The organism is Mesorhizobium sp. NZP2298 (assembly GCF_013170825.1).
GTDB lineage: Bacteria > Pseudomonadota > Alphaproteobacteria > Rhizobiales > Rhizobiaceae > Mesorhizobium.
Map to the genome: position 1 here is coordinate 2294529 of NZ_CP033365.1, position 25528 is coordinate 2320056.

At 60.5% G+C, this 25528-nt stretch carries 22 protein-coding genes and 1 pseudogene; 15 read left to right on the forward strand and 8 right to left on the reverse strand.

The genetic code is table 11. The features are described 5' to 3' along the window. The first annotated feature begins 76 nt into the window (after positions 1–76). Complete coding sequence (locus EB231_RS11050; RefSeq protein WP_172348836.1) at positions 77–1261, forward strand: acetate/propionate family kinase; 1185 nt, start codon at positions 77–79, stop codon at positions 1259–1261. Between the two features lie 100 nt (positions 1262–1361). On the opposite strand, the gene EB231_RS11055 is transcribed toward EB231_RS11050, so the two are convergent. Next, positions 1362–1574 carry a hypothetical protein gene (locus EB231_RS11055; protein ID WP_172348837.1) on the reverse strand — a complete coding sequence of 71 codons (213 nt, stop codon included), beginning with the start codon at positions 1572–1574 and terminating at the stop codon, positions 1362–1364. Between EB231_RS11055 and EB231_RS11060 the strand changes: the two genes are divergently transcribed. Continuing rightward, positions 1573–1815 carry a hypothetical protein gene (locus tag EB231_RS11060; protein WP_172348838.1) on the forward strand — a complete coding sequence of 81 codons (243 nt, stop codon included), beginning with the start codon at positions 1573–1575 and terminating at the stop codon, positions 1813–1815. The two genes, EB231_RS11055 and EB231_RS11060, sit on opposite strands and share 2 nt — an antisense overlap. 243 nt (positions 1816–2058) lie before the next feature. On the opposite strand, the gene EB231_RS11065 is transcribed toward EB231_RS11060, so the two are convergent. Then, positions 2059–3573 carry an acetyl-CoA hydrolase/transferase family protein gene (locus EB231_RS11065; protein WP_172348839.1) on the reverse strand — a complete coding sequence of 505 codons (1515 nt, stop codon included), beginning with the start codon at positions 3571–3573 and terminating at the stop codon, positions 2059–2061. A gap of 605 nt (positions 3574–4178) precedes the next feature. Beyond that, a complete protein-coding gene (locus EB231_RS11070; RefSeq protein WP_172347035.1) occupies positions 4179–4850 on the reverse strand; it encodes a hypothetical protein in 672 nt (223 codons plus the stop codon). Between the two features lie 73 nt (positions 4851–4923). Between EB231_RS11070 and EB231_RS35110 the strand changes: the two genes are divergently transcribed. The 8 genes from EB231_RS35110 to mgtA all read left to right on the forward strand — a co-directional run bounded on the left by EB231_RS35110 (position 4924) and on the right by mgtA (position 15273). Continuing rightward, the gene (locus tag EB231_RS35110) at positions 4924–5664 is read left to right on the forward strand and encodes a ferric reductase-like transmembrane domain-containing protein (RefSeq protein WP_246740909.1); all 741 of its coding nucleotides are present in this window, start codon (positions 4924–4926) and stop codon (positions 5662–5664) included. Beyond that, a complete protein-coding gene (locus tag EB231_RS35115; RefSeq protein WP_246740910.1) occupies positions 5649–6104 on the forward strand; it encodes a hypothetical protein in 456 nt (151 codons plus the stop codon). Before EB231_RS35110 ends, EB231_RS35115 begins: the two co-directional genes overlap by 16 nt. Before the next feature lie 132 nt (positions 6105–6236). Beyond that, positions 6237–7727 (forward strand): arginine-ornithine antiporter, encoded by a 1491-nt coding sequence (arcD, locus tag EB231_RS11080; RefSeq protein ID WP_172348840.1) that lies wholly within the window; start codon positions 6237–6239, stop codon positions 7725–7727. Between the two features lie 31 nt (positions 7728–7758). Continuing rightward, positions 7759–8988, forward strand: a complete 1230-nt coding sequence (locus EB231_RS11085; protein ID WP_172348841.1) for an arginine deiminase — start codon at positions 7759–7761, stop codon at positions 8986–8988. A 32-nt stretch (positions 8989–9020) separates the two neighbouring features. Then, the gene (gene argF, locus EB231_RS11090) at positions 9021–10022 is read left to right on the forward strand and encodes an ornithine carbamoyltransferase (protein WP_172348842.1); all 1002 of its coding nucleotides are present in this window, start codon (positions 9021–9023) and stop codon (positions 10020–10022) included. Position 10023: 1 nt separating this feature from the next. Further along, on the forward strand, positions 10024–10929 hold the full coding sequence (gene arcC / locus EB231_RS11095; RefSeq protein WP_172348843.1) for a carbamate kinase: 906 nt from the start codon (positions 10024–10026) through the stop codon (positions 10927–10929). Positions 10930–10986: 57 nt separating this feature from the next. Continuing rightward, the gene (locus EB231_RS11100; RefSeq protein ID WP_172348844.1) at positions 10987–12240 is read left to right on the forward strand and encodes an MgtC/SapB family protein; all 1254 of its coding nucleotides are present in this window, start codon (positions 10987–10989) and stop codon (positions 12238–12240) included. Between the two features lie 423 nt (positions 12241–12663). Continuing rightward, entirely contained in the window at positions 12664–15273 is a 2610-nt protein-coding gene (gene mgtA, locus EB231_RS11105) for a magnesium-translocating P-type ATPase (RefSeq protein ID WP_172348845.1), read from the forward strand. Between the two features lie 87 nt (positions 15274–15360). Here the strand turns inward: mgtA and EB231_RS11110 are convergent, their stop codons facing one another. The 3 genes from EB231_RS11110 to EB231_RS11120 form a co-directional block, all read right to left on the reverse strand. Next, entirely contained in the window at positions 15361–16401 is a 1041-nt protein-coding gene (locus EB231_RS11110; RefSeq protein ID WP_172348846.1) for a zinc-dependent alcohol dehydrogenase family protein, read from the reverse strand. A 188-nt stretch (positions 16402–16589) separates the two neighbouring features. After that, positions 16590–17582, reverse strand: a complete 993-nt coding sequence (locus EB231_RS11115; protein ID WP_172348847.1) for a zinc-dependent alcohol dehydrogenase family protein — start codon at positions 17580–17582, stop codon at positions 16590–16592. A gap of 71 nt (positions 17583–17653) precedes the next feature. Further along, complete coding sequence (locus EB231_RS11120; protein ID WP_172348848.1) at positions 17654–18304, reverse strand: BON domain-containing protein; 651 nt, start codon at positions 18302–18304, stop codon at positions 17654–17656. Between the two features lie 162 nt (positions 18305–18466). On the opposite strand from EB231_RS11120, the gene EB231_RS11125 reads away from it, so the two are divergent. After that, positions 18467–18961, forward strand: coding sequence for a cytochrome b (locus tag EB231_RS11125; RefSeq protein WP_172348849.1), 495 nt, complete (start codon positions 18467–18469; stop codon positions 18959–18961). Between the two features lie 49 nt (positions 18962–19010). Here EB231_RS11125 and EB231_RS11130 read toward each other — a convergent pair whose 3' ends face one another. Together EB231_RS11130 and ftsH are read right to left on the reverse strand one after the other, a co-directional pair. Beyond that, positions 19011–20099 carry a lysylphosphatidylglycerol synthase transmembrane domain-containing protein gene (locus tag EB231_RS11130; RefSeq protein WP_246740911.1) on the reverse strand — a complete coding sequence of 363 codons (1089 nt, stop codon included), beginning with the start codon at positions 20097–20099 and terminating at the stop codon, positions 19011–19013. After that, a pseudogene (gene ftsH, locus EB231_RS11135) lies at positions 20089–21950 on the reverse strand (ATP-dependent zinc metalloprotease FtsH). The gene EB231_RS11130 and the pseudogene ftsH overlap by 11 nt, the downstream one beginning before the upstream one ends. A gap of 234 nt (positions 21951–22184) precedes the next feature. On the opposite strand from ftsH, the gene EB231_RS11140 reads away from it, so the two are divergent. The 4 genes from EB231_RS11140 to EB231_RS11155 all read left to right on the forward strand — a co-directional run bounded on the left by EB231_RS11140 (position 22185) and on the right by EB231_RS11155 (position 25524). Then, positions 22185–23669 carry a PAS domain-containing sensor histidine kinase gene (locus tag EB231_RS11140; protein WP_246740912.1) on the forward strand — a complete coding sequence of 495 codons (1485 nt, stop codon included), beginning with the start codon at positions 22185–22187 and terminating at the stop codon, positions 23667–23669. Continuing rightward, a complete protein-coding gene (gene fixJ / locus EB231_RS11145; protein WP_172352867.1) occupies positions 23665–24285 on the forward strand; it encodes a response regulator FixJ in 621 nt (206 codons plus the stop codon). The genes EB231_RS11140 and fixJ overlap by 5 nt, the downstream gene beginning before the upstream one ends. Before the next feature lie 194 nt (positions 24286–24479). After that, positions 24480–24866, forward strand: coding sequence for a hypothetical protein (locus EB231_RS11150; protein WP_172348851.1), 387 nt, complete (start codon positions 24480–24482; stop codon positions 24864–24866). Between the two features lie 127 nt (positions 24867–24993). Further along, entirely contained in the window at positions 24994–25524 is a 531-nt protein-coding gene (locus EB231_RS11155; protein ID WP_172348852.1) for a flavin reductase family protein, read from the forward strand. Positions 25525–25528: the final 4 nt, after the last annotated feature.

Below are 25528 nucleotides of genomic sequence, written 5' to 3' on the forward strand. Positions count from 1 at the left end.
GATATGATTGCCTTGATGCGGATCAAGGTCCACCGTCCTGAGACGGGCAGGGTGAGGGGCTAGGAGGTTTTTGGTAATGGCGGACACGATCCTGACTCTCAATGCCGGGTCCTCCAGCCTCAAGTTCGCGCTGTTCAAGACCGGCACAGATCGGTTCGACCTTGCTGTACGCGGCGAGATCGAGGAGATCGCTGCCGATCCGCATTTCGTGGCGCGTGATGCTAACGGAGTTGTTCTTGTCGATCAGCGCTGGCCGGACGCCGCAGGGAATTTCCGAATGCTCTTCGGAAACATGATCGATTGGATCGACGCCCATGTCGGCGAGGAGCGGCTGATCGCTGTGGGTCACCGGGTGGTGCATGGTGGTCCAAACCACGCCCGGCCGGAACGGGTGACGCCCGAACTTCTTGCCGCGCTCGACCTGCTGACGCCGCTAGCCCCGCTCCACGAGCCACAGAATGTCGCGCCAATCCGGGCGATCGCGACCGCACGGCAAAAGCTTCCGCAGGTCGTGTGCTTCGACACTGCCTTCCACAACACGATGCCGCTCGTCGCCAGCCGCTTCGCGCTGCCACGCGAATACGAGACCATGGGTGTTCGCCGCTACGGCTTCCATGGCCTGTCTTACGAATACATTGCCGGCCGTCTACATGAGATCGCGCCCAAGCTGGCCAGAGGCCGCGTGATCGTCGCCCATCTCGGTAATGGCGCAAGCCTGTGCGCGCTCAGCGGCGGAAAAAGCATCGACACGACCATGGCCTTCAGCACGCTGGACGGGCTGATGATGGGCACGCGCCCCGGCAATCTTGATCCGGGCGTGATCCTGTATCTATTGCAGGAACGCGGCATGACCGCGAAACAGGTGGAGGACCTTCTGTACAAGCACTCCGGCCTGCTCGGCGTGTCGGGTGGCATCTCCAGCGACATGCGCGCACTCCTTGGCAGCACCGATCAGCGCGCCGCCGAAGCCGTCGAGCTTTTCGCTTACCGCATCGCGCGGGAGGCCGGCGCTATGGCAAGCTCACTCGGCGGGGTGGACGGCATCGTCTTCACCGCCGGCATAGGCGAACACGCACCGCAGGTCCGCGCCGCCATTTGTTTAAGGCTCGCATGGCTTGGCGCCGTACTCGATCACACAGCCAACGAGCGCGGCGATGCGGTGATTAGCGCGCCGGAAAGCCGTATCGAAATCCGCGTTGTTGCGACCGACGAAGAAAAAATGATCGCTCAACTCACCTTGGCAGCACTTCGCTCCACATGATCGCTAATCCTCACGTTCCGGCCGGTGTTTGACGGGGAGGGCTTTGAACGGGAGCTCGTTTTGCCATGTCAACCGAACGAAATATTGATCGAGCACCACGTCACTTGGCTGCGGGGATTTGGAGGTGGAGCAGATTTCTATTGCCTTTCAGCGAGCGAATCGGCTCGTTCGAGGCACTACGACTCGTCGATAGAGGAGTAATCTTCTCCGCCGCGCGGCTTCCATTCTGAATCGCCAAAAGGGGCGAATGGTCTGGCGGAATGCGGTATTTGCGTTTGACTTCGACGATGAAAGATTGTGCGGGAGTTTTCATGGGAGCCTCGATAGTGATTCAGGCGCCGCAGGCGCTGGCCCGGCCAATGGAGCACTACATAACCCTGGCGAAATTGATCTTGCTCAAAACGCATGCAGACGAGGCCGGAAGCGTCGTTCAGAAGCGCTTCACCCTCGAGAATGTGCATCAGCCGTTTCGGGATCGGCACCTTCGCGGCGAACTGCTTAGGTTGAACCACATGAAACGCCGCATTTCCACCTGTGCCGGCGTAGTTTTGTGAGCTGATCGGCGCGGGCACAGCAGCAGGATTTTGCAGCGCGACGCCGCTTTTGACGAATCGGTTGCAACAAAACGGTTTGCCCTGAGATGAAGGGTCGAACTCGGAGCCAGGGCTAGGTCGACCTGATCAAATTGGCATCGAGGAGCCGTCACCATTGCGGGAAATCACACTTGATACGTCGGTTGTTCGCGGCACCTGTCGGCCCCTTTGGCGCAGCCATGGACAGCCTGTATCTGCCGTACCTCAGTGAAGCATAGTTCCGGTTTCGATGAACCTCTGGTGCCAGGAAAGCGCCTCACCGGGCAGCGACGGTGACTGCTGACCGTAGGAATGCTCCCTGGCCCGCCGGTAATAGTCGGCCAATGCCGGCTTGTAGTCGGGATGCGCGCAATTCGAGATGATGATCTCGGCGCGCTGCTTGGGCGAGAGGCCGCGCAGATCGGCGAGGCCCTGTTCGGTCACGATCACCTGAACATCCTGGGTGATGTGATCCACGTGGCTCGCTTGCGGCACGATCGCGGAAATCTTCCCGCCCTTGGCCGTCGAGGGCGTCATGAAGATGGAAACATAGGCGTTGCGCGCGAAATCGCCTGACCCGCCGATGCCGTTCTGGATTCGCGATCCCATGATGTGCGTGGAATTGACGTTGCCATAGATATCGGCCTCGATCAGCCCGTTCATCGCGATGCAGCCCAGACGCCGGATCAGTTCCGGATGATTGCTGATTTCCTGGGGCCGAAGGATCATCTTGTCCCGGAAGCGCGCCATGTCGGCATTGAGCCGTGCCGCGGCCTCGGGGCTCAGCGAAAACGCCGTCGCGGAAGCCATGCGAAGCTTGCCGGACTCGAGCAGGTCCAGCATGCCGTCCTGGATCACCTCGGTATAGGCGGTCATATCCTCAAACGCCGCATCGACGAGACCGCCAAGCACGGCATTGGCAATGTTGCCGACACCCGACTGGATCGGAAGCAGGGATGCGGGAAGTCTTCCCTTCGCCACCTCATGACGGAAGAACTCCAGGAGATGCCCGGCGATGGACCGAGCCGTCTCGTCCGGCGGCGAGAAAGGAAGGTTGCGGTCTGGCGCGTGGGTCTCGACGATTGCGACGATCTTTTCAGGGTCGCAGCGGAAACACGGCTCGCCAATGCGCTGGTCCGGACGGATGAGTGGAATGGGCACTCGATGAGGCGGCAGTGCCGTGCCGTAGTAAATGTCGTGCATCCCTTCGAGGGCGGCATTCTGCCAATTGTTGACCTCCAGGATCACTTGCCGTGCGCGGTCGAGCCAAGTCTTGTTGTTGCCGACCGAGGAGGACGGAATGAGCGAGCCATCGGGCCTGATCCCGGCGACTTCGATGACTGCCGTATCGAGTGGCCCGAGAAAGCCTTGCCACGCCATCGGCGCGACCTGGCTCAGATGCATGTCGAAATACTCCATTTCGCCGCGGTTGATCATCTCGCGGGCGACCGGATCGGAATTGTAGGGCAGGCGGAATTCTATGCCGTCCGCCTTGGCAAGGGCGCCATCCAGTTCAGGGCCGGTCGAAGCGCCGGTCCACACGCGAATGCGGAAGGGGTTGCCGGCTGCGTGCTCGACTTCGATCCGTCTAGCCAATGCGAGAGGAACGGTCTTGGGGTAACCGGAGCCAGTAAAGCCGCTCATTCCAACGGTGCTCCCCGAGGCGATGAATGAAGCTGCATGCTCCGCACTCGTGACCTTGGCGCGCAACCTGTCGCAGCCGATACGTTCGCGACCCACCTTCCACCTCCTCCATTATTTGGTTTCATTCGTTATGCTTTTGCGAGCCGTGACTGTCCAAACGGTTGCCCGACCGATTGATGCTCCTTTCGCTCCAATGAACAACACCCGTCAGTCCCCAAGGATAGGAAGACCGATACTGTTTCGAGTGACGTCGCCTTGTTCCAAGTCAAGGCAGACCCATTGAAGGGCATTTTTCGGCGGTGGTGGGATAGTGTTTTCAGGGCGCAGTTGACGGCGCTGTCCCGCGCTATCATCGAGAATGTCAGCTCCAGCTTCCTTCGTTTGTTCATCGGGTTGATCTACAAGGGTGGCGTCAACGGTGGCCATGCAAGTCGATACGTCTGGGCTTGACCAATTTCAGAGCGCCAACAAAGTTGCGGTGGAGGAATGGATAGCGGCCGGATGGCCATGAGCGACGAGGCGAGATGCTTCGCAAGAATGCCCATGACCTCAGGAGACTGTCGCCGGACCGAAGCTACTCGGCGGGGAGATATCGGGCATGAGCCCGGCGCCGACTGCCTCGAACCCGAGGAATTCCGGGCGTGTCACGGAGCTGACCACTTCTCGGGCGACCCGCAGGCAACGCTGTTCCTGTGCGGCGCCTACCGTCTCTCGGGAGACGTTGGCAGCGGCCTGCTCAATGCGCTGCCCCAGGTCATGCCGCTCTCGCTGCCGATCGGCGATCCCTTGCGCGACGTGGCACGTACATGCGGAACCAACCAATACCCATTGGCGGGCCAAAGCATGCACAATGGACGGCCCTTGCAGGCGCTGGCGGCCGCAAGCTCGCAAGCAGAACGCTGCAAATTGCTCACCGAGAATCGAACACCTTCGCGTTTGGGTGAACTTTTCCCAGGTTTCATCAGGCGCGGATAGATGCGCGCCGGGATTACGACAAGAACTGGTGATGGCCGCCACACCAGGCGATCAGTTCCAAGCCCATGCCTGCCGGCGCCGCCCGTCAACATCACTGCACAACGCGTCGAGCTGATATCGTCATCGTCCAATACTTCCTTGATCCTGCTCAATGCCGCTTCGCATTGCGCCATGGTTAAAACGGATTGCAGTATCTGATGACCATCGTCATCGGACCGACAGAAAATAGGATGGCGCCATTGATGCAGGTCATGGCGGTGTTCCGCTCTTCGAGTATGAGCAAGCCGGATACGGAATGAGGCGATCGTGACGCGTGGTAATATACGGCTGTTCTGGGGCTTCTGGATTGTACTGAGCCTACTTTGGCTTGCTTGGAATAGCGCAATTTTCTCGGCCACGAATGTCTTTCCTCTGCGCGAATTGCTTATGCAGTTCAGTGGAGTCTTGGCCATCGGAGCCATGAGTGTAGCTATGCTTCTGTCGATTCGGCCGCGCTGGCCCGAGGTGGGATTGGGTGGCCTCGACAAGATGTACAGGCTGCACAAATGGCTGGGGATCGGCGTGCTGGGGCTTGCGATCTTTCACTGGCTCTGGTCCGAAGGACCTAAATGGGCAGTTGGGCTTGGGTTCCTCGTGCCCCCGGCCCGTGGGCCACGCCCAGAGATCACAGACCCGATTCGCCGATTTCTTGGGAACTTTCACGGTACGGCGGAGGATGTTGGGCAATTGGCTTTCTACGCCGTGGTCGCCCTGCTGCTGATCGCGCTGATCAAGCTCATCCCTTACCGGTGGTTTCGCTATAGCCACCGACTTATGCCCGTCGTCTACCTTGCACTTGCATTCCATGCAGTCGTCTTGCTCGACTATGGCATGTGGGTGACGCCTCTCGGACCAATCGTCGCCGTTCTACTGGTTGCCGGCAGCTACGCGGCGGTGATCTCGCTCTTTGGGCGGATTGGCGCCGGAAGGCGCGTCATGGGCGAGATTGCCGAGATGCGCCACTATCCGGGCGTCCGCTCCCTTGAAACTGTGATTGAGGTGGGGCAAGGCTGGCAGGCCACGAAGCTGGACAATTCGCGTTTGCGACGTCCAACCCATTCGAAGGGGCGCATCCCTACACAATCGCTTCGGCTTGGGACCCCTCCAACCCCGCGATCACCTTCATTTCCAAGGAACTCGGCGATCACACGAGCGGTTTGGTCGACCGGCTGAAAGTGGGCCAGAAGGTCACCGTCGAGGGCCCATATGGTTGCTTCACGTTCGATGACGGTTCGCCACGCCAGATTTGGGTAGGCGCCGGCATCGGCATCACACCCTTCGTCGCGCGCTTGAAGGAGATGGCAACTCAAAAATCGACCCAGACTCGTCCCGAAATCGACCTGTTCCACACCACGCGTGAGGTCGATGAAGAAGCACTGAAACGCCTCGCGCAGGATGCTCGCGCCGCCAACGTACGTCTCCACACCCTGATAGACGCGCGTGACGGCAAGCTTTCTGGCGAGCGTATCCGCGAGATGGTCCCCGGCTGGCCAGAAGCAAGCGTTTGGTTCTGCGGTCCCATTAAGTTCGGAGCAGCACTACGGGCAGACTTCGCCGCTCAGGGCTTGCCTGTGGACGAGCGGTTCCATCAAGAGCTGTTCGAATTGCGGTAGCGATCACTCTTGAACAATTTACGTCCGGCCTCACCAAATAAAACCTGACGTCGATTTGACCCGCGTCAATGTCATCCCGACGGAACCAAACGATCGTCTCCGGGAAAACAGCCAAAACCTCGGAGACCTGCCATGGCCGTCACTGATATTCCCACTTCTGATACTCCCCCGCCTGCTGTGTTGGCCACTTCGACATCGGCAGGATCAAGCAATAAGCTGCGCCTTGGCGCGCTCACCGCCCTCGTGATCGGTTCGATGGTCGGCTCGGGTGTGTTCAGCCTGCCGCAGAACATGGCGGCCGGTGCCGGCCCGCTCGCCATCATCATCGGCTGGGGCATCACGGCAGTTGGCATGTTGGCACTGGTCTTTGTTTATCAGTCGCTGGCCACCCGTAAGCCGACCCTGGACGCGGGTCCTTACGCCTATGCCAAGGCCGGCTTTGGTCCGTTCATCGGCTTCAACGCCGCTTGGGGCTACTGGGTCAGCGCCTGGGTGGGCAACGTCTCCTATGCCGTCATCGTCTTCAGCGCTCTGTCCTACTTTTATCCAGCCTTCGGCGATGGCAACACTTGGCAGGCGGTGCTGGGCGCATCAGTGCTGCTCTGGGCCATCCATCTCCTGATCATGGCTGGCGTGCGCCAGGCGGCGATCGTGAACACGGTTGTCACGATCGCCAAGATCGCACCGATCGTGCTGTTCGTTGGCATAGTCGCAGTGGCGTTCAAGATGCAGGTATGGTCGCTTGATTTCACCGGACTCGGTAACGCCAGCCTCGGCACGATCATGACGCAGGTGAAAAGCACCATGCTGGTGACACTGTGGGTGTTCATCGGCATCGAGGGCGCCAGCGTCTTTTCCGCCCGTGCCGAACGCCGAAAGGATATCGCCACCGCCACGGTGCTCGGCTTCTTCAGTTGCCTGGCGCTCTATGCGCTGGTTTCTCTGTTATCGCTCGGCGTCCTGAGCCAGCCGGAACTTGCCGCTCTGAAGAACCCTTCGATGGCGGGCGTTCTGGAGGCCGTGGTCGGTCCATGGGGTGCGATCCTTATCAACCTCGCGCTCGTCGTTTCAGTTGTTGGCGCCTTCCTGAGTTGGACCCTGCTCGCAGCCGAAATCCCGCACGTCGCTGGCAATGACGGCACCATGCCAAAGTTCTTCGGCTACGAGAACGAGCGCGGCGTGCCATCCACGTCCTTGCTTGTCACCAACCTGCTCGTGCAAGTGTTCTTGATCATTACCCTTTATGCCCAGAGCACTTATCAGGCGCTTTTCTCGATCGCCTCGGTGGCCATCCTGGTGCCCTACGTCTTCTCTGGCGCCTATGCGGCGAAACTTGCCATCACCGGCGAAAGCTACCAGCCGGGCGAAAACCGCACCGGCGCTCTGCTGATCGGGCTACTGGCAACGATATATGGTCTGTGGCTCGTCTATGCGGCAGGACTTTCGTATCTGTTCATGTGCGCCATCCTCTATGCGGTGGGTATCATCTTTTACGTCTGGGCACGGCGCGAAAACCAGGCACGTCTCTTCCATCCAGTCGAGGCAGTGTTGGCGGTGGCCCTGATCGCGGTCGGGCTCTACGCCGCATACGAAATGTGGATGGGCGCGGTTAGCGCGCTCTGAAGTCAACCTGCACAATTGAAAGGAACAACCCATGACTGTTCTTGGGACCGCTCTCGGCGTTCATTCCGAAATCGGCCGTCTGCGGGAGGTGATGGTGCACCGACCCGACCTCAGCCTGCAGCGTCTGACCCCGGACAATTGCAAGGCCCTGCTGTTCGACGACGTGCTGTGGGTCAAGCGCGCCAGACAGGAGCACGACGTCTTCGTCGATGCCCTGCGCGAACGCGGCGTGACGGTGCATCAGTTCGCTGATTTGCTGGCTGAGACCATGGCGTTGCCGGACGCCCGCAAATGGCTGCTCGACCGAAGGGTCGATACCTCGGTGGTCGGCTACGACATGGTTGATGAGATGCGCGGCTGGCTCAACGAGATGCCCGCCACGGATCTGGCGACTTTCCTTGTCGGCGGCATTGCTCGGGCAGAACTGCCCTTCAAGCCTGCCGGACTGACGGGCAAGACGCTGCTGCCGCAGGACTTCGTGCTTCCTCCGCTGCCCAACCAGCTTTTCACCCGCGACTCCTCCTGCTGGATCTATCGTGCGATTTCGGTCAACGCCATGTACTGGCCGGCGCGTAAGCCGGAAGCCGCCAATGTCGAGGCCGTCTACCGCTTTCATCCCCGCTTTCGTGATGCCGGCCTGCCCTTCGTGTCGCCCGACAATCCAGGCCCGGGCGTGAGCCTGGAAGGCGGCGATGTCATGCCGGTCGGTGGTGGAGTGGTCCTGGTCGGCATGGGCGAACGCACCACACCGCAGGCGGTCGGAGGACTTGCGCGCAGCCTGTTCGCCGCCGGCGAAGCCACGCGCGTGATCGCTGCGCTGATGCCGCGCGACCGTTCCTTCATGCATCTCGATACGATTTTCACCTTCTGCGACCGCGATCTCGTCACAATGTACCCGCCCGTCGTCGAGCGGTTGCGCACTTTCTCGCTGCGTCCTGGCGAAGGTGAGGCGGCGGTCGAAGTCGTGGAGGAGACCAAGCCGTTCACGGAAGTCGTCAAGGAGGCGCTTGGCCTGAAAAGCCTGCGCATCGTTGCAACAGGCGGCGACGGCTACGAAGCCGAGCGCGAACAATGGGACGACGGCAACAACGTCATCGCGGTCGAGCCTGGAGTCGTCATCGGCTATGATCGCAATGTCTACACCAACACGCTGCTACGCCATTCCGGCATCGAAGTTATTACGGTGGAAGGTGGCGAGCTCAGCCGCGGTCGCGGCGGCGGCCACTGCATGACCTGTCCGATCGCGCGCGACGCGATCTGAATACAATCGGAGCCTAACAAGGAAACGCCGACATGCCCGTCAATCTCCATGGCCGTAACGTGCTGACACTCGACGACTTCTCGCCGTCCGAGATCCGTTACCTGCTCAAGCTAGCCGCCGATTTCAAGACCGCCAAGCAGAGTGGGACGGAAGTACCGCGGCTAAGCCGCAAGAACATTGCGCTCATCTTTGAGAAGGATTCCACACGCACCCGATCCGGTTTCGAAGTTGCCGCCTATGACCAAGGCGCACATGTCACCTATCTCGGTCCTACGGGCAGCCATATTGGCCACAAGGAATCGATGAAAGACACCGCTCGCGTGCTCGGTCGCATGTATGATGCGATCGAATATCGAGGCTTCGGACAGCATCAGGTCGAGCTGCTCGCCGCTTATGCCGGCGTTCCGGTCTACAACGGCTTGACCAATGAGGATCATCCGACCCAGATCCTCGCCGACCTGATGACCATGCGCGAGTTCACGCACAAGCATCTTTCGGACATGACGGTCGCGTTTGTCGGCGAAGGACGTGACAACGTCGCACAGTCGCTGGCCATCGGCGCCGCCAAGGTCGGCATGGACATCCGCATCGCTTCCCCGAAGAAGCTGTGGCCGGAAGAGCATTTTTGCGCGCACATTCGGGGGCTGGCTGAACGGAGCGGGGGCCGCTTCAGGCTGGATGACGACGTCGAAAGCTGCGTGCTCGGTGCCGACTTCATCTATACGGATGTCTGGCTGTCGATGGGCGAGGACGAGAGCGGCTGGACCGAACGGATAAAGCTCCTGACGCCCTATCGCGTGACGCGCAAGCTGATGGCAGCGACCGGAAACCCCTACACCAAGTTCATGCACTGCCTGCCTGCGTTCCACGATACCGAAACGGAGATCGGCGCTCATATTTCGCAGAAGTACGGCATAGACTGCATGGAGGTCACGGACGAGGTGTTCGAGTCCGAAGCATCCATCGTCTTCGACCAGGCCGAGAACCGCATGCACGCGATCAAGGCGATCCTCGTCGCCACGATCGGCAACTGAGATGCGCGTCGTCGTTGCGCTCGGTGGCAATGCATTGCTGCGCAGGGGGGAGCCGATGACCGCGGAGAACCAGCGCACCAACGTGCGTCGTGCTGCGGCCGTTCTTGGCGATCTCATCCGCGATGGTCACACGCTCATCATCACGCACGGCAACGGGCCCCAGGTCGGGCTGCTTGCTCTGCAGGCCGCGGCTTCCTCCGAAAGCGCATTCCCGCTCGACGTGCTGGATGCCGAGAGTGCCGGCATGATCGGCTACGTCCTCCAGCAGGAACTCGGCAACGTGATAAAGGACAGGCTCTTTGCCACGCTGCTGACGCAGATAAAGGTCGATCCGCGCGATCCCGCCTTCTCCAGTCCCACCAAGCCGATCGGCCCGGTCTATGACGAGGCGACGGCACGCAGGTTCGCCACCGAACGCGGTTGGACAATCGCGCCAGACAACGACAAATGGCGCCGCGTCGTGCCGTCGCCAAAGCCGTTGGCGATCCTGGAAACGGAGGTGCTCTCCTTCCTCGTCGCGCATGGGGTCATCGTCATCTGTGCCGGCGGAGGTGGCATACCCGTCGTCGAGCTGGAGAGCGGCGCCGTTGCGGGCGTCGAGGCCGTCATCGACAAGGACCTCGCCTCCTCGCTGCTGGCCCGCCAGCTCGAGGCCGACATGCTGCTCATGCTGACCGATGTCGATGCCGTCTATGTAGGATGGGGCACGAACGCCGCCCGCGCGCTCGGCCATGTGCGCACGTCCGAGATTTCGGGCAGGGACTTTCCATCCGGCTCGATGGGACCGAAGGTCACCGCCGCGATCGAATTTTCCGAGGCGACCGGAAAGCCCGCCGCGATCGGCAGGATGGAGGACGCGGTGCGCATTGTCATCGGCGAACGCGGCACTTTTATCGAGAAGCAATAGGCGATTGCGTATACGGGGCGGTAAGGTGCGCGTCATCGGCATCGCTGGAGCGATCTAATGGATCAGCTGATCCCCAGGTTCGGCCTGGCACTCGCCATCGGCTTGCTCGTCGGCCTCGAACGCGGCTGGCGGGAGCGTGATGAGCCCGCCGGCAGCCGTACGGCCGGCATCCGCACATACAGCATTTCCGGATTGCTCGGCGGAGTCTTCGCCGCGTTGGCTGCCGTCTTTGGCCAACCGTCCGTATTCGTTGCCGGATTTCTCGGCTTCGCGACCGTATTCGCGATATTCGCGCTGCGAGAAGCCCGTCGCGACAATGATTTCAGCGTCACCGGAGTGGTCGCAGCCTTGAGCGTTTTTGCGCTTGGAGGATTGGCCGTCTCCGGCGACTATCAGGCCGCAGCCGCTGCAGGCACGGCGCTCGCCGCCACACTCGCCAGCAGGGAATGGCTGCATGGGCTGCTGCAGCGGCTGTCATGGGTCGAATTGCGGTCCGCGTTGATGCTCGCTGTGATGACGGCGATCATCCTGCCACTGCTCCCCGATCACACAATCGATCCTTGGGGAGGTCTCAATCCCTGGGAAATCTGGTTCTTCACGGTGCTGACGGCAGCGATCTCCTATCTCGGTTATATCGCCGTACGGGTCCTTGGCCCCACGAAAGGGCTGGTAGTGAGCGCGTTGGCCGGGGCGCTCATATCGTCAACGGCGGTGACGCTGGCTTTTGCCAGATCCGCCAAGGCGGGTGGCGACGCAAAACCGTTAGCCGGAGGCGCTGCATTGGCGGCTATGGTCTCAATCCTGCGCGTCGCGACGATCGTTTTGCTGGTGCAGCCGCGGATGGCTGGGACTATCGCGGCACCCATGCTGGCCGCGGCCTGCGCGTTCGGCGCCTCTGGATTTCTCCTGCTCACAGGTGTCCGTGATGGCGCGATACCGGTCGTGTCAAACCGAAATCCGTTCGACCTCACCCCACTCATGGTTTTCGCCGCCACGTTTGGAATCGTTGCTGTCGCCAGTTCAGCCCTCGTTGGTCAATTGGGTAGTGGAGGCCTGATTGCAACATCTGCTCTGTCCGGGACCTTCGATGTGGATGTCGCAACCTTAACGGCGACGCGAATGGCAGGGCAGGCCGTCTCTCTCGAAACCGCTGGCCAGGCAACGCTGGCCGCTCTTGGAACGAATGCAATCGGACGAGTGGGGGTTGCGATCTTGATGGGCCCGCCTGGCTATTGGCTGCGCTTTGCGGCAGCAACCTTGGTCGCGGCAATGTCGGCCGTGATTGCCTATCTCCTGATGCCATTGATCTGATCGGGATTGCCTCCTTTGGCGATCTCACTGGCATGATCCACGCACGCTGATCTTTTCCTGGACAGCAGGCGCGCTTGATCCGCATCAACACGCCCTAAGTGGGAGACGTTATCCTGCGGCCACGCCCGTATCTGCAGGAGAGGAATGCGCGCAATGCCGCCAGTCGATTTGGTATCTGCCAATCGCCATGTTTCGTGATCACTGACCGTATCTCATGCCGAACTAGCAGCGACGGTCGTAGCGCGCCGTACCGCATCGCTGTCCAATGTCTATCGTCCCGGATAGGCGGGCGCAAAACCCATCGGTCAAACGGCATCCGATTCCCCTGATGCCAGTCAAGGCGCGATCATGCCGATGCCTTCTGAATTACGCTAGATTTGTCGTTGTCTCTTATGCAGCATCATTCCGGCAGGGAACACAGACATGGATGTTCAAAGCGTCACCAACGCGTCCAAGACAGACATCTACTGGTCAAGGCCAATTGAAGACCTCTTCATCGACCTACGTGCGAGGACGACCGGCCTTTCCGAACCGGAAGCGCTGACGCGCCTAAACGAAGTCGGTCCGAACGCAATCGGCCGTAAAGGGACTGCCACCGCGCTCGGCACATTCGCGCGACAGTTCCGCAGCCCGCTGGTGTTGATCCTCGTATTTGCGGCAATCGTCTCCGTCTTTGTCGGAGAAGGCAGCGAAGCGGTGATCATTGGTGTTATCGTCCTGGCAAGTTGTACTCTCAGCTTCACGCAGGAGTATGGCGCCTCAAAAGCGATGCAAGCGCTGACGGCGCGGATATCGCGCAAGGCGCAAGTGCTGCGCGGCGGGGTGGAAACGTCCGTTGCCGCAGAAGAGTTGGTGCCCGGCGATGTCGTAAGGCTGTCAGCAGGCAACCTTGTGCCCGCCGACGGGGTGCTCCTGGAGGCACGTGACTTCAACGTCTCCGAATCGGCACTGACCGGCGAGACCTTCCCTGTGGTGAAGGCACCAGGCCTATCGGCGCCCGATGCCCAGATCAGCCAGCGCAACAACACCGTCTTTACCGGGACGTCGGTGCGCAGCGGCACCGCAACGATGGTCGTGGCCAGAACTGGCGACCGAACGGAGTTCGCCTCGATCGCGGCGGTCGTGGCGCGCAACGTGCCAGAGACCGAATTCAGCCGGGGAATCCGTCGCTTCGGCTATCTGATGACCGAAATCATGCTGGTCATCGTCATATTGGTGTTCTTCGCCAATCTCCTGCTTCACCGCCCGCCGATCGACTCGCTGTTGTTTTCCCTGGCGCTCGCCGTCGGCCTGACGCCGGAACTTTTGCCCGCCATCATCAGTGTCACGCTTGCGCGCGGCGCCCGCACGATGGCGGCCAATGGAGTCATCGTGCGCCGGCTCGATGCGATCGAAAATCTCGGCAGCATGGATCTCCTTTGCACCGACAAGACGGGAACGCTCACGGAAGGCGTCATCCATCTCGACGCCTGCAATGGCATTGACGGCGCACCGTCGCCGGATGTGCATCGCTGGGCCTTGCTCAACGCGACGCTTCAGACCGGGATGGCCAATCCGCTGGACGAGGCGATCGCCGCCGACGCAAAGCCGGACGATCGGCTTTCCGAGTACTCCAAGGTCGACGAGATTCCGTACGACTTCATCCGTAAACGGCTCTCGGTGGTGGTGCGGGGGCCGAGCGGCAACGACCTGATGATTTGCAAGGGCGCGGTCCAGAACGTGCTCGACGTCTGCTCGTCAGTCGTGACAGGAACGGAGACCAAGCCGCTCGACGCGGCGTACCGAACCGCAATCGATAGGATGGTGCATGACTGGTGCATGCAGGGCTACCGTGTACTCGGCCTCGCCGTCCGCCACCTCGCCCGGCAGGATGCATACCGCATGGAAGACGAGACCGGATTTTCATTCGCCGGCTTTCTTCTCTTTCTCGACCCGCCAAAGCCCGGGATGGCGGAAATACTGGAATCGCTGAAAGATCGCGGCATCGCCGTCAAGGTCATCAGTGGCGACAATCGCTACGTGGTGGCGCATCTGGCCGAAACCGTTGGACTTGGCCACAAGAACATTCTCACGGGCGAGGAACTCACCAAGCTTACAAAGGAGGCGCTGTTTGGCCGGGTGCAGAGCACGGATCTGTTCGTTGAGATCGATCCCAACCAGAAGGAGCGGATCATAGAAGCACTGAGGCGACGCGGCCACGTCGTCGGCTATCTCGGCGACGGTATCAACGATGCCCCTGCCTTGCATGAAGCCGATGTCGGCATCTCCGTCGACGGCGCAGTGGACGTGGCGCGCGAGGCCGCCGACATGATCCTGCTCAAGCGCGATCTCGGCGTTTTGTCGCGCGGGGTCGACGATGGGCGCGCGACCTTCGCCAACACGATGAAGTACATTTCCATCGCGACCAGTGCCAATTTCGGCAACATGGTTTCGATGGCGATCGCATCGTTGGCGCTGCCGTTCCTGCCGCTGCTCGCCCCGCAGATTCTGCTCAACAATTTTCTCGCGGACATTCCGGCGCTAGCGATCGCCACCGACACTGTCGACCCCGACCAGACCACCAAGCCAAGGCATTGGGACATCGGCTTCGTGCGCCGCTTCATGGTCACGTTCGGCCTCATCAGCTCCGCCTTCGACTTCTTGACCTTCGGTTTCCTTCTTCTGCTGGCGAAGGCAGACCCGGCAACTTTCCAGACCAGCTGGTTCGTCGAATCGCTGGCTACCCAACTCGGCATCCTGCTCGTCATCCGTACACACAAGGCCTTCTGGCGCAGCCGCCCAAGCGCGTTGCTTTGCTGGCTGGCGCTCGGCGTGGCCGTGCTTGCCTTCGCGACTCCCTATCTGCCTTATGCGAACTGGCTCGGCTTCGTGCCCTTGCCGCTGTCGATCATGACTGGCCTGATCATCATCACGGTGCTTTATCTGGCAGTTTCGGAAGTCACCAAATCATGGTTCTTCGCGCGGGAACGGAATCGTGGAAGACACCGGCCAAACCACAAACGCCTGCGCAGGATAAGGAAAAGCTATCGGTAGACCTGAAGCAGGCAAAACCTGACGCCGGTCAAAGACCGACGCCAGGTTCTGTAACGATATATAACGAGATTAGGCCCGAAGCGAATATCAAGCCGCTTCGATGATGACCTTGAGAGCATGGGTCTTCGCCGCGCTTCCGAACGTTTCGTAGGCATCCAGGATCTGATCGAGCTTGAAGCGGTGCGTGATCAGCTTCGACGGATCGATCTTGCCTGAACGAACCGTCTTGAGCAGCATCGGCGTGGTGACGGTGTCCACCAGCCGCGTGGTGATGGCGATGTTCTGTGACCACAGTTTTTCGAGATGCAGGTCCACCTTGGTGCCGTGGACGCCGATATTGGCGATCGTGCCGCCGGGCGCGACGATTTCCTGGCACAGTTCGAATGTGGGTGGAATTCCGACTGCCTCGATCGCCGCATCGACACCACGTCCACCGGTAAGGGCAAGTACCTGCCGTTTGGCCTCTTCGCCGCTCGCCTTCACGGTCTGCGTGGCACCGAAGCGCCTTGCGGTCTCCAGCCGGTTCTCATCGAGGTCGACCATGATGATCTCGGCCGGCGAGTAGAACTGTGCCGTAAGCAATGCGGCAAGTCCGATCGGTCCGGAACCGACGATGGCGACCGTCGCGCCGGGCTCCACCTTGCCGTTGAGCACGCCGCATTCGAAGCCGGTCGGCAATATGTCGCTCAGCATCACCAGAGCTTCTTCATCGGCTCCTTCCGGGATCGGGTAGAGGCTGGTGTCTGCATGGGGGATGCGCACATATTCGGCCTGCGTGCCATCGATCGTGTTGCCGAGTATCCAACCGCCTGTCGTGCAGTGGGAATACATGCCTTTCCGGCAATATTCGCATTTGCCGCATGCCGAGATGCAGGAGATCAGGACATGGTCGCCCTTCTTGAACTGGGTCACTCCGGCGCCAACCTCTTCAACGATACCGACGCCTTCGTGGCCAAGAATGCGGCCGGGCGTGCAGGTGGGCACATCGCCTTTCAGGATATGGAGGTCGGTACCGCAGATCGTGGTCTTGGTGACCTTTACGATCGCGTCGGTCGCGGCATTGATTCCAGGCACCGGGCGTTCCTCAAGGGATTTCTTCCCCGGTCCTTCATAAACGAGCGCTTTCATTCGACGTCTCCTTGGCTGGTCGTGAAATTCAGCTCATCCATGCGCTTCACAAACGAACTCGGTGTTGACCTCGGTCAACGAGGTGGCACGGAAATGGATTCCCCCGCGGCAGCGCCGTTCGGAGATGCCGGGATACGGGGGCCTACACGAAAAGGCCGCTGCTGGGGAAAACGTCCCGGCGGCGAATGTCAATCGGCTTGCGGTACCAGCACCGCCGCGCCGCTCAGCCGGCCGGCGCGCAGGTCGGCAAGCGCCTCATTGGCACGATCGAGCGGATAGATCGTGGTGTACGTCTTCACTCCGGCTTTCTTCGCAATCGGAAAAAATTCCTCGGCGTCGTGTCGTGTCAGGTTGGCGACCGACATCAGGTGCCGCTCCTCCCACAGGATCGAGTATGGCATCCGGGGAATGTCGCTCATGTGGATTCCGCCGCAAACCACCACGCCGCCCTTGCGCACCCCACGCAAAGCCGCCGGGACGAGTTCGCCGACTGGCGCAAATATGATCGCGGTGTCGAGCGGAACGGGAGGCATCTGGTCGGAGCCCCCGACCCATACGGCGCCCAGGCTCTTGGCGAAATGCTGCGCCTCGACATCGCCAGCCCGCGTGAAGGCATAGACGTCGCGCCCCTGCCAGGCGCAGACCTGCGCGATGATGTGGGCGGCAGCGCCAAAGCCGTAGAGGCCGATCCGCTTTCCGTCCCCAGCCTTCTTCAGCGAGCGCCAACCGATCAGGCCGGCGCACAGCAAAGGCGCCTGTGCGACCGCACCGGCATCCTGATCGAGATCGAAAGTGAAGGCCGCATCGGCGACGACATGGGTCGCAAAACCGCCGTCTCGCGTATAGCCGGTGAAAAGCGGGCGATCGCAAAGGTTCTCCGCGTCGGATCGACAATAGGGACACTCGCCGCACGTGTGGCCGAGCCATGGGATGCCGGCCCGGCGGCCGATCCTTGCCCTGTCGACGCCTTCGCCCACCATATCGATGATGCCGACGATCTCGTGACCTGGCACTAGCGGCAGCTTCGGATGATCGAGATCGCCGTCCACGACATGAAGGTCGGTGCGGCATACGGCGCAGGCTTCCACCTTGAGCCTGATGTCACCCGGCCCAGGCACAGGATCGGGCCGCTCCATAAACACCAGAGGCCGTCCGATCGCCGTAAGCACCATCGCCTTCATGAACGCTGTCCCGCAATGAAGAGGAGGCGGACATGATTGACCGCCTCCTATATCTTTCTCACCGATGCACTTCAGCCAATGGTGAGCCGGTCGTCCACCATGTTGACGCCCGGTGCCGCCCAAGCAGCACGCGAGGCAGCGCTCCGCTCGGACCAGTCATGGACGTGACCTTCCAGCGTGACCTTGCCGCCGTCGAGCACCTTCACCCGGATCGCCTGCGCCTCGACCTCGGCACTACGCTTCAGCGCTCCCTCGATCCGCTGCTTGACGTCGAAAGCGGAAGCATGCGCCTTGACCGAAATGTCGTTCTGAACGCCGATCACACCAGCCAGATCGCGGATCGCATCGGCGGCAGCCATCTTCTGGTACTGCCACTCGACCTTACCGGTCAACGTCACCCAGCCCTTCTGGACTTTCACCTGGACGGCATCGTCAGGTACGGATGTATTCCAGTCGATCGAGTTGATGGCGCGCTTGGCGATTTCGTCATCGGCCGTGCGGTTGGTGCCAAACGGGCGGACCTCGATCTCCTCGGCGATGCCCTTGACGCCTTTCACGCGGCGAACGACGTCCTCGACCGTGCTCTTTTGCGCATAGGTCGGAACATGGCCTGTCAGCGTGACCACGCCGCTCGCGACAGCAACCCCGATATCGGCCGCATCAATGCTGGGCTCGAAGTCGAGTTCATCGATGATGTCCTGCTTCAAAGTGCTGTCGTCCATGGTTCGTTACCTCGCCGTTGTGGCAGGAACTATTCCGTGCCTCGCAGAACAAGTGTCTCCGCAAAGCCCGCCGCTCGTGTTGATCCGTGTCAACGCGGGATGGCGAATTTTTCGAGAAATTCTGGCCAACTGGAAATATGATTGGACGGCAGGAGAGTGAAAATGTCGATTCAGGCAAGGCAGGGATACACCGCAACCCAGATCGGGCTGCATTGGATCATTGCGGCGATCGTGATCTTTCAACTGGTCTTCGGGGAGTCGATGAACTTCGTCGTCCGCGCAATCGAGAGAGGCACTGTGCCCACACCTTCCGAACAGCTCTGGGGCGACCTGCATTACTGGGCCGGATGGGCGATCCTGGGGCTGGTGGCGATCAGGCTGGCGATCCGCCTTTCGATTGGCGCGCCGGCATCCATTCAGCGTGGCTGGATGGATGTCGCCGCGCAGGCAAGCCACACGGCCTTCTACGTAATGCTGGTGGCGATGCCAGTCCTCGGCCTGCTGGGTTACTATCTCGGCGACCCTTGGGCCGATATCCATACATGGGGCAAGCCCGTCTTCATCGTTCTGATCGGTCTGCATGCCTGCGCGGCACTTTATCACCAATTCTGGCTGAAGGATGGGACGTTACGGCGGATTCTCGTTCCAACCGCCTGATCAGGCCTTCGACAAGAAGGACTAGCTTGTCCCGGTGCCGCAGGTCACCTCACGCTTGGGCCGTTCCCTGGGGTGATGTGGCGCCTGTCGGCATCGCCTTCATTTCCCTCCGGATCAGCCACAGACCCGGCAGCATCGGAAGCCAGAGCGTAAAACCGCGCAGAATGAGCGTTGCTGCAAGGCTGGTTTCGAGGCCGCCTCCCAGAAGGTGGAGCATGCCGACGCATGTTCCTTCGAACGTGCCGAGCCCCAACGGGATGGGCGACAACGTGGCTACCACCGAAGCCAACACGAAGCTCATGAAGGCACTTGCCGGGGAAAGCGCCAGACCCACGGCGTGGCCGGCACACCAGAGCGTCGCCGCATCGAGCAGGAAAACCGCACACTGGAAGACGACAGCCTCGAAAACCACGCGGCCGTCACGAATGGTATCAAGGCGAACCTGGCGAAGCAGGGCGGAGAACCTGATGGCTGGCTGCCAACGCAGCACCGCGTGGGGAATGAACCGCCCACGCGAACGGGTCACCGCCAGCACCGCCCCGGCAAGCAGCACCACGACCGCCACGAAGGCGATGGAGAGCGAGAGCCATGCCCCGCTAAGATCACCGAAATGCCACAGCAGGACGAACGCGGACAGACCGGCCAGCAGATAGGCCGTATAATAGGAGAGGCCCGCAACCAGAAGCGCCGTGATCGCCGCTGGCGATCCAACGCCGCGCCGCACGAGACCGCGAATGACCATGATGCTGCCGCTCACCCCGCCGCTCGGAAGAGCTTGATTGGCGAAGAGCTCGACCAGCGCCAGGCTGAGCAGGCTGGTCAATGGCCGCGCAGCTCCTGTCCGGCGCAGGACGCACCACCATACGCCGGCGGCACAGCCATAGGTCGCGAGTTGACAGAGCGCCGCGGCGGCAAGCCAGAGCGGATCCGCCCGACGCAGCGTCGTCAGAAATGTCTCGAAGTCACCGAAATGAAGGATGAAGGTAACGAGGCCAGCAAGGACCAACAGCCCGGCGCCCCATCCCGCCATCATCCCCAATGTGGCATGGGGATGATCGGGCAGGTTGACAAGAACTGCCTCGGGCGAAGGCGTTACGCCTTCGCTTGTTGAAGCTGACCGCGAGACGTCAGCCACCATGCCCCACTGCTTCCGCGACTGGAGTGACTTTGGCCTTCCCGGACAGGACCACGGGCACTTGGCCACGCTGCAACGGGGGAAAATCGTCCGGCGTGATCGTCTCGTGCTCCAGGAGAAGTCTGGTACCCGCTTTGAGATCCGACATGTGCGCGCCGAGCAGATCCGTCGCGGCCAAATAGGCCTCATCGAGCATTTCCCGAACGGCGAGGTCGACCTCCCGCGCGGTCGCCTCCGAATAGTCCCGGGGATGGAGCGCTGATCCGTCCCCCAGCCACTGCTGCTTCTGCTCCTCAAGCACGGCCTGACCGACCGAACTCATGCCGAAGCGCGTCACAATCTGGCGCGCGACATCGGTCGCCTTGGCGAGGTCGTCAGCCGCGCCCGTCGAGACTTCGCCATAGATGATCTCCTCGCGGCACGTCCCGCGAGCAAAGCCGTCATACGTTGCTTCAACTCGCTCGTGGTGATGAGGAAGCGATCGTCTGTTGGGCGCTGCAGCGTGTAGCCAAGTGAGCCGATCGAGCGCGGGATGATAGATACCTTATGCACCGGATCGGTCTTCGGCAGGTTCGTCGCGACCAGTGCGTGACCCATTTCGTGATAGGCAACCCGCTCGCGTTCCTCCGGTCGAAGCAGGCGGCCCCTTCTCTCCGAGCCGGCAACGATGCGCTCGACCGCATTGGTGAAATCATCCATCGTCACCTTTTCGCCATTGCGCCGCGTGGCGAAGATCGCCGCCTCGTTGACCAGGTTGGCGAGATCCGCGCCGGTGAAGCCCGGGGTGATGGCGGCAATGTCGTCAACATTCACTTCCGGAGCAGCGGTGATTGCCTTCATGTGGACCTTCAGGATCGCCTGACGCCCCTTGCGGTCAGGTCGATCCAGAACGACCTGACGATCGAAACGTCCGGCGCGGGTCAGCGCCGGATCGAGAACTTCCGGGCGATTCGTCGCGGCAAGCAGCACGATGCCGACACGCGGGTCGAAACCGTCAAGCTCCGACAGGAGCTGGTTCAGGGTCTGCTCCTTTTCGTCACCGCCGCCGTAGCCGGCAAACGGACTGCGCGCGCGCCCGAGAGCGTCGAGCTCGTCGATGAAGATGATGCAGGGTGCCGCCTGCCGTGCCTGTTGGAAGAGGTCGCGCACGCGGGCGGCACCCACGCCGACGAACATCTCGACGAATTCCGAGCCAGAGATCGAGAAGAAAGGTACCTGTGCTTCGCCCGCGACCGCGCGCGCCATAAGCGTTTTGCCGGTGCCTGGCGGACCGACGAGCAGGATGCCTTTCGGAATACGCGCTCCGAGACGACCGTACTTATCCTTGTCCTTCAGGAAGGCGACGATTTCCTGGAGTTCCGCCTTGGCCTCGTCGACACCAGCCACATCCTTGAAGGTTACGCCGGTCTTGCGCTCGACATAGACCTTGGCCTTTGACTTGCCGATATTGATCAGGCCCCCCATGCCTTGTCGGTCAGCATATCCACGAAAGACGAACATCCAGAGCCCGAAAAACACCAGGACCGGCAAGACCCATGACAGGATCGTGGTCAGCCAGTTGCTGTCGCTGCCGCCCGAAACCTTCACCCCAGCTTTCTCAAAAGTCTCGGCTGTAACCGGATCGACTTTGTTAGCGATGAAGAGCGTTTTTCCGTCTTGCGGCGTCTTGAACTGACCCTGGATCGCGGACTCGGTGATCGTCACCGAGGCTACCTTCCCCTGATTCACCATCTGCATGAGATCGCTGTAGGAGAGTTGGGAGACATCGCGCGATGCCAACCACACCTGAAACAGGCCGAGCAGGAGGAAGGCAAAAATGAAATAGCCGATATTGAACTTGTTCTTACGGTCCATGTCCGTTTCCCTCGGCTGATTTTCCAACGTTCGACGGCCTTTCTTTCACGTGTTTACCGACGTATCGTTGACTTCGGTCAAACATTGGCCCCCTACCGTGCAGGTTCTCGCGAAGCCATTTCCGATCCTTCACGATGCCAATATCAGCCGGAGCATCAGACCAGTCGCCAAGGCGTGTTGGCGATCCAGCTATTTTAATTGGTGGAACCTATGCCGGCGAGAGACATACCTGGAATGAGCGGACGACTGCTTCAAATCATCTTCTCCAGACGATTTGAGGGGAGGGTGGGATACTTTCTGGCAGCGGTATTGGTTGCCGTCGTCTTCGCCATTCGCCTTGGCCTGCAGACATTGCTTGGCGACCAGGCAGCGTTCATCCTCTTCGTTCCGGTCATACTGGTGGCTTCGATCGCCGGGGGAATAGGCCCCGGCTTGCTGGCAGTCGCGCTGTCGCTTGCCGGCGGGCTCTACATCAGTGGGTTTGGCGAAGACAGATGGCTGCAGCTGATCGTCGTCACGATTGTCGGTCTCGTGATCGCCTGGATGGGGGAGATGCTGCATCACGCCCGCCGTGCCATGGACAGGACTGAAAGCGCGCTCAAGGCCCGTGAAGCGCATCTTCGCTCGATTCTCGATACTGTTCCTGACGCGACGGTGGTGATCGACGCGCATGGCATCATCAATTCCTTCAGCGCTGCGGCCGTTCGTCAATTTGGCTACCCAGAGGAGGAAGCGATCGGCAAGAACGTTCACATGCTCATGCCCGAGCCCTATCATCGTGAGCATGACGGTTATCTTCACCGCTATCTGGCGACCGGCGAGAGGCGGATTATCGGCGTCGATCGCGTCGTCGTCGGGCGACGAAAGGACGGCTCGACTTTTCCCATGAAACTCACTGTCGGCGAGATGAAATCACCCGAAGGAGTCTTCTTCACAGGTTTTATCCGAGACCTCACGGAGCGTGAAGAATCCGAGGCGCGTCTACAGGAAATCCAGGGGGAACTGGCCCGGCTGGCCCGTCTCAATGAACTCGGCGAAATGGCTTCGACACTTGCTCACGAGCTCAACCAGCCGCTCGCCGCCATCGCCAATTACACGCAAGGGTGTGCGCGCCTGCTCAGGAATATGGACGATACCGTGGCTCTACAGATGAAAGACGCGCTTGAGGAGACGGCAAGGCAATCGCTGCGTGCCGGGGGCATCATTCGGCACCTGCGAGAATTTGTGACGCGCGGCGAGACCGAAAAAACACGTGAAAATGTCCGCGGATTGATCGAAGAGGCCGGAGCCTTGGCGCTTGTCGGCTCTCGTGAGCGAGGCATACGGTCGGTGTTCGAATTTTCCGCAAACAACGGCATGGTGCTTGTCGACCGGGTGCAAATCCAGCAGGTTTTGATGAACCTGATGCGCAACGCCATGGAGGCCATGCGTGAAAGCGACCCGCGTGAGCTGATCGTTCGGACCTTGTCCGACGGGGATGGACATGTGGCCATTGAGGTCGCGGATACGGGTCCGGGAATATCAGATGACATAGCGGCCCGTCTGTTTCAGCCTTTCGTCACTAGCAAGGCGAGCGGCATGGGCATCGGCCTTTCCATTTCCAGGCGCATTATCCAGGCCCATGGGGGAGACATTTCAGTCAGCCGCAACGGTGAAGGGGGTGCGACCTTCCGTTTCTCACTACCAACAACCGGGAAAGAGCAAGCAGATGCAAATTGACGATTATGTCGTGCACATCGTCGATGATGAAGAACCGGTTCGCAAATCGCTTGCCTTTCTCCTCACGATCACGGGCTTCACGGTACGCCTCCATGATTCCGCCACGAGTTTCCTGGCTGCTGCCCCTGGGCTCGGCAAGGCATGTCTTGTCACGGATCTCAGGATGCCGGACCTGGACGGCGTCGAGCTACTAAGCAGATTGAGGGATGCACATGCCATGGTTCCGTCTATCGTAATCACTGGCCATGGAGACGTATCGATGGCCGTCGCTGCCATGAAAGCAGGCGCCGTGGACTTTATCGAAAAACCCTTCGAAGACGAGGTGTTGATCGATGCCATCAAACGGGCGGCGGTTCTGCTCGACAAGACGCATGATGGTGCCGCGGATGCCTCGGTCGTCCAATCTCGGCTTGAGCAGTTGTCAGATCGCGAGCGTCAAGTGTTCGCTGCCGTCGTTGCAGGCCTACCGAACAAGTCAATCGCCTACGACCTTGATATCAGCCCCCGCACCGTCGAGGTCCATCGAGCCAATGTCATGGCAAAGATGCAGGCAAAAAGCCTTCCAGAGCTCGTGCGCATGGCGCTCGCCACGGATTTTGGCGACCAGAGGCATTAGTATCGATCGCTGCTGACGTCTTGAAAATCGGTTACCATCGACATCCCTGCCACAATCACCGCGCTCGAACTACAGCCTGCGTTACCTTCCCACGGTGACTTGTCCCATTGATCTGTAGCAAAGCGTCACTCGTCCGAACATGAGAAACGGTCATTGTCGACCAAATCGACTCGGAGGTCGGCGGAGGCCTGAATGTGACCGCATCAGAGATTGTGCTTGTGGCAGCGCCGGATCAGGCTTTTCGGCGCTCGTTGGAATTCGCTTTGCAAAGTGCGGGCTTCCAAACCAGTAGCCATTTCTATGCGACAGCTGCTTTCGCCTCGGAGCGCGCAGGCGGAGCCGTCTGTGCCGTCATCGACGAGTGTGCCATCGAGGATTGGAAACTTGTGCCGGAGCAATTTCTTCGGTTCACCAAACCAATCATCCTCCTCGCCAGCCTCTTCCAGACTCCTCCGAGTTTACCAGGCGTGACATTCGTGATGAAGCCTTTCCTTGGTGAACCGCTTATCGAAGCTGTCTGCAACGCCATCGCCGGCGGTGTGAAGGGTTCCCTAAGTAGATACCCTTACGGATATGACTGAATTTCGGCATGCCCGGTTTTGCGTGATTGATCTCTCATCAGAAAAAGGGAGACGAACATGGCAGGCGGTGAAGGACCTTGTACCGGCCGCCCCGCCAGTGCCAGCCGCGGCCTGAGAGGAGGAGATGATGCAGGATCTGCCGCTGGCGAAGGTCTATCAGCTTCTCGAACCAGGACCGGTCGTCCTGCTAACGACCGCGGATCGCGGCAAGGCCAATGTCATGACCATGTCTTGGCACATGATGCTGGAGTTCGAGCCGCCGCTGGTCGCCTGCGTGGTCAGCGAGGGCGATTACAGCTTCGCCGCGCTGCGCAAGACCAAGGAATGCGTCATCGCGATCCCTGCCGTCCAACTGGCCGCAAAGGTCGTCAAGATCGGCAACTGTTCAGGACGCGACGTGTCGAAGTTCGAGGAATTCGAGCTGACGCCAAAGCCGGCGGAATGGGTCTCTGCCCCTTTGATCGTGGAATGCTTCGCCAACCTCGAGTGCAAGGTGACCAATACGCGCTTCGTCAATCGATACGATCTCTTCGTGCTGGAGGTGGTCAAAGCGTGGATCGATCCGGCGCAGACAGACCCCAAGACAATCCATCACCACGGCTATGGAAAATTCGTCGTCGATGGCGAGACGATGATGCTTCCGTCCAAGATGAGGTGACTCG

Bases quoted from the DNA above. Each gene is read 5' to 3' on its own strand.
- EB231_RS11120 (WP_172348848.1), bottom strand. From the start codon at position 18,304: ATGGACGACAGCACTTTGAAGCAGGACATCATCGATGAACTCGACTTC.
- EB231_RS35110 (WP_246740909.1), top strand. From the start codon at position 4,924: ATGCTTCTGTCGATTCGGCCGCGCTGGCCCGAGGTGGGATTGGGTGGC.
- EB231_RS11100 (WP_172348844.1), top strand. From the start codon at position 10,987: ATGGATCAGCTGATCCCCAGGTTCGGCCTGGCACTCGCCATCGGCTTG.
- mgtA (WP_172348845.1), top strand. From the start codon at position 12,664: ATGGATGTTCAAAGCGTCACCAACGCGTCCAAGACAGACATCTACTGG.
- EB231_RS11125 (WP_172348849.1), top strand. From the start codon at position 18,467: ATGTCGATTCAGGCAAGGCAGGGATACACCGCAACCCAGATCGGGCTG.
- argF (WP_172348842.1), top strand. From the start codon at position 9,021: ATGCCCGTCAATCTCCATGGCCGTAACGTGCTGACACTCGACGACTTC.
- EB231_RS11140 (WP_246740912.1), top strand. From the start codon at position 22,185: ATGAGCGGACGACTGCTTCAAATCATCTTCTCCAGACGATTTGAGGGG.
- EB231_RS11055 (WP_172348837.1), bottom strand. From the start codon at position 1,574: ATGAAAACTCCCGCACAATCTTTCATCGTCGAAGTCAAACGCAAATAC.
- EB231_RS11050 (WP_172348836.1), top strand. From the start codon at position 77: ATGGCGGACACGATCCTGACTCTCAATGCCGGGTCCTCCAGCCTCAAG.
- arcD (WP_172348840.1), top strand. From the start codon at position 6,237: ATGGCCGTCACTGATATTCCCACTTCTGATACTCCCCCGCCTGCTGTG.
- EB231_RS11130 (WP_246740911.1), bottom strand. From the start codon at position 20,099: ATGGTGGCTGACGTCTCGCGGTCAGCTTCAACAAGCGAAGGCGTAACG.
- EB231_RS11060 (WP_172348838.1), top strand. From the start codon at position 1,573: ATGGGAGCCTCGATAGTGATTCAGGCGCCGCAGGCGCTGGCCCGGCCA.
- EB231_RS11085 (WP_172348841.1), top strand. From the start codon at position 7,759: ATGACTGTTCTTGGGACCGCTCTCGGCGTTCATTCCGAAATCGGCCGT.
- EB231_RS11155 (WP_172348852.1), top strand. From the start codon at position 24,994: ATGCAGGATCTGCCGCTGGCGAAGGTCTATCAGCTTCTCGAACCAGGA.
- EB231_RS11110 (WP_172348846.1), bottom strand. From the start codon at position 16,401: ATGAAAGCGCTCGTTTATGAAGGACCGGGGAAGAAATCCCTTGAGGAA.
- EB231_RS11115 (WP_172348847.1), bottom strand. From the start codon at position 17,582: ATGAAGGCGATGGTGCTTACGGCGATCGGACGGCCTCTGGTGTTTATG.
- arcC (WP_172348843.1), top strand. From the start codon at position 10,024: ATGCGCGTCGTCGTTGCGCTCGGTGGCAATGCATTGCTGCGCAGGGGG.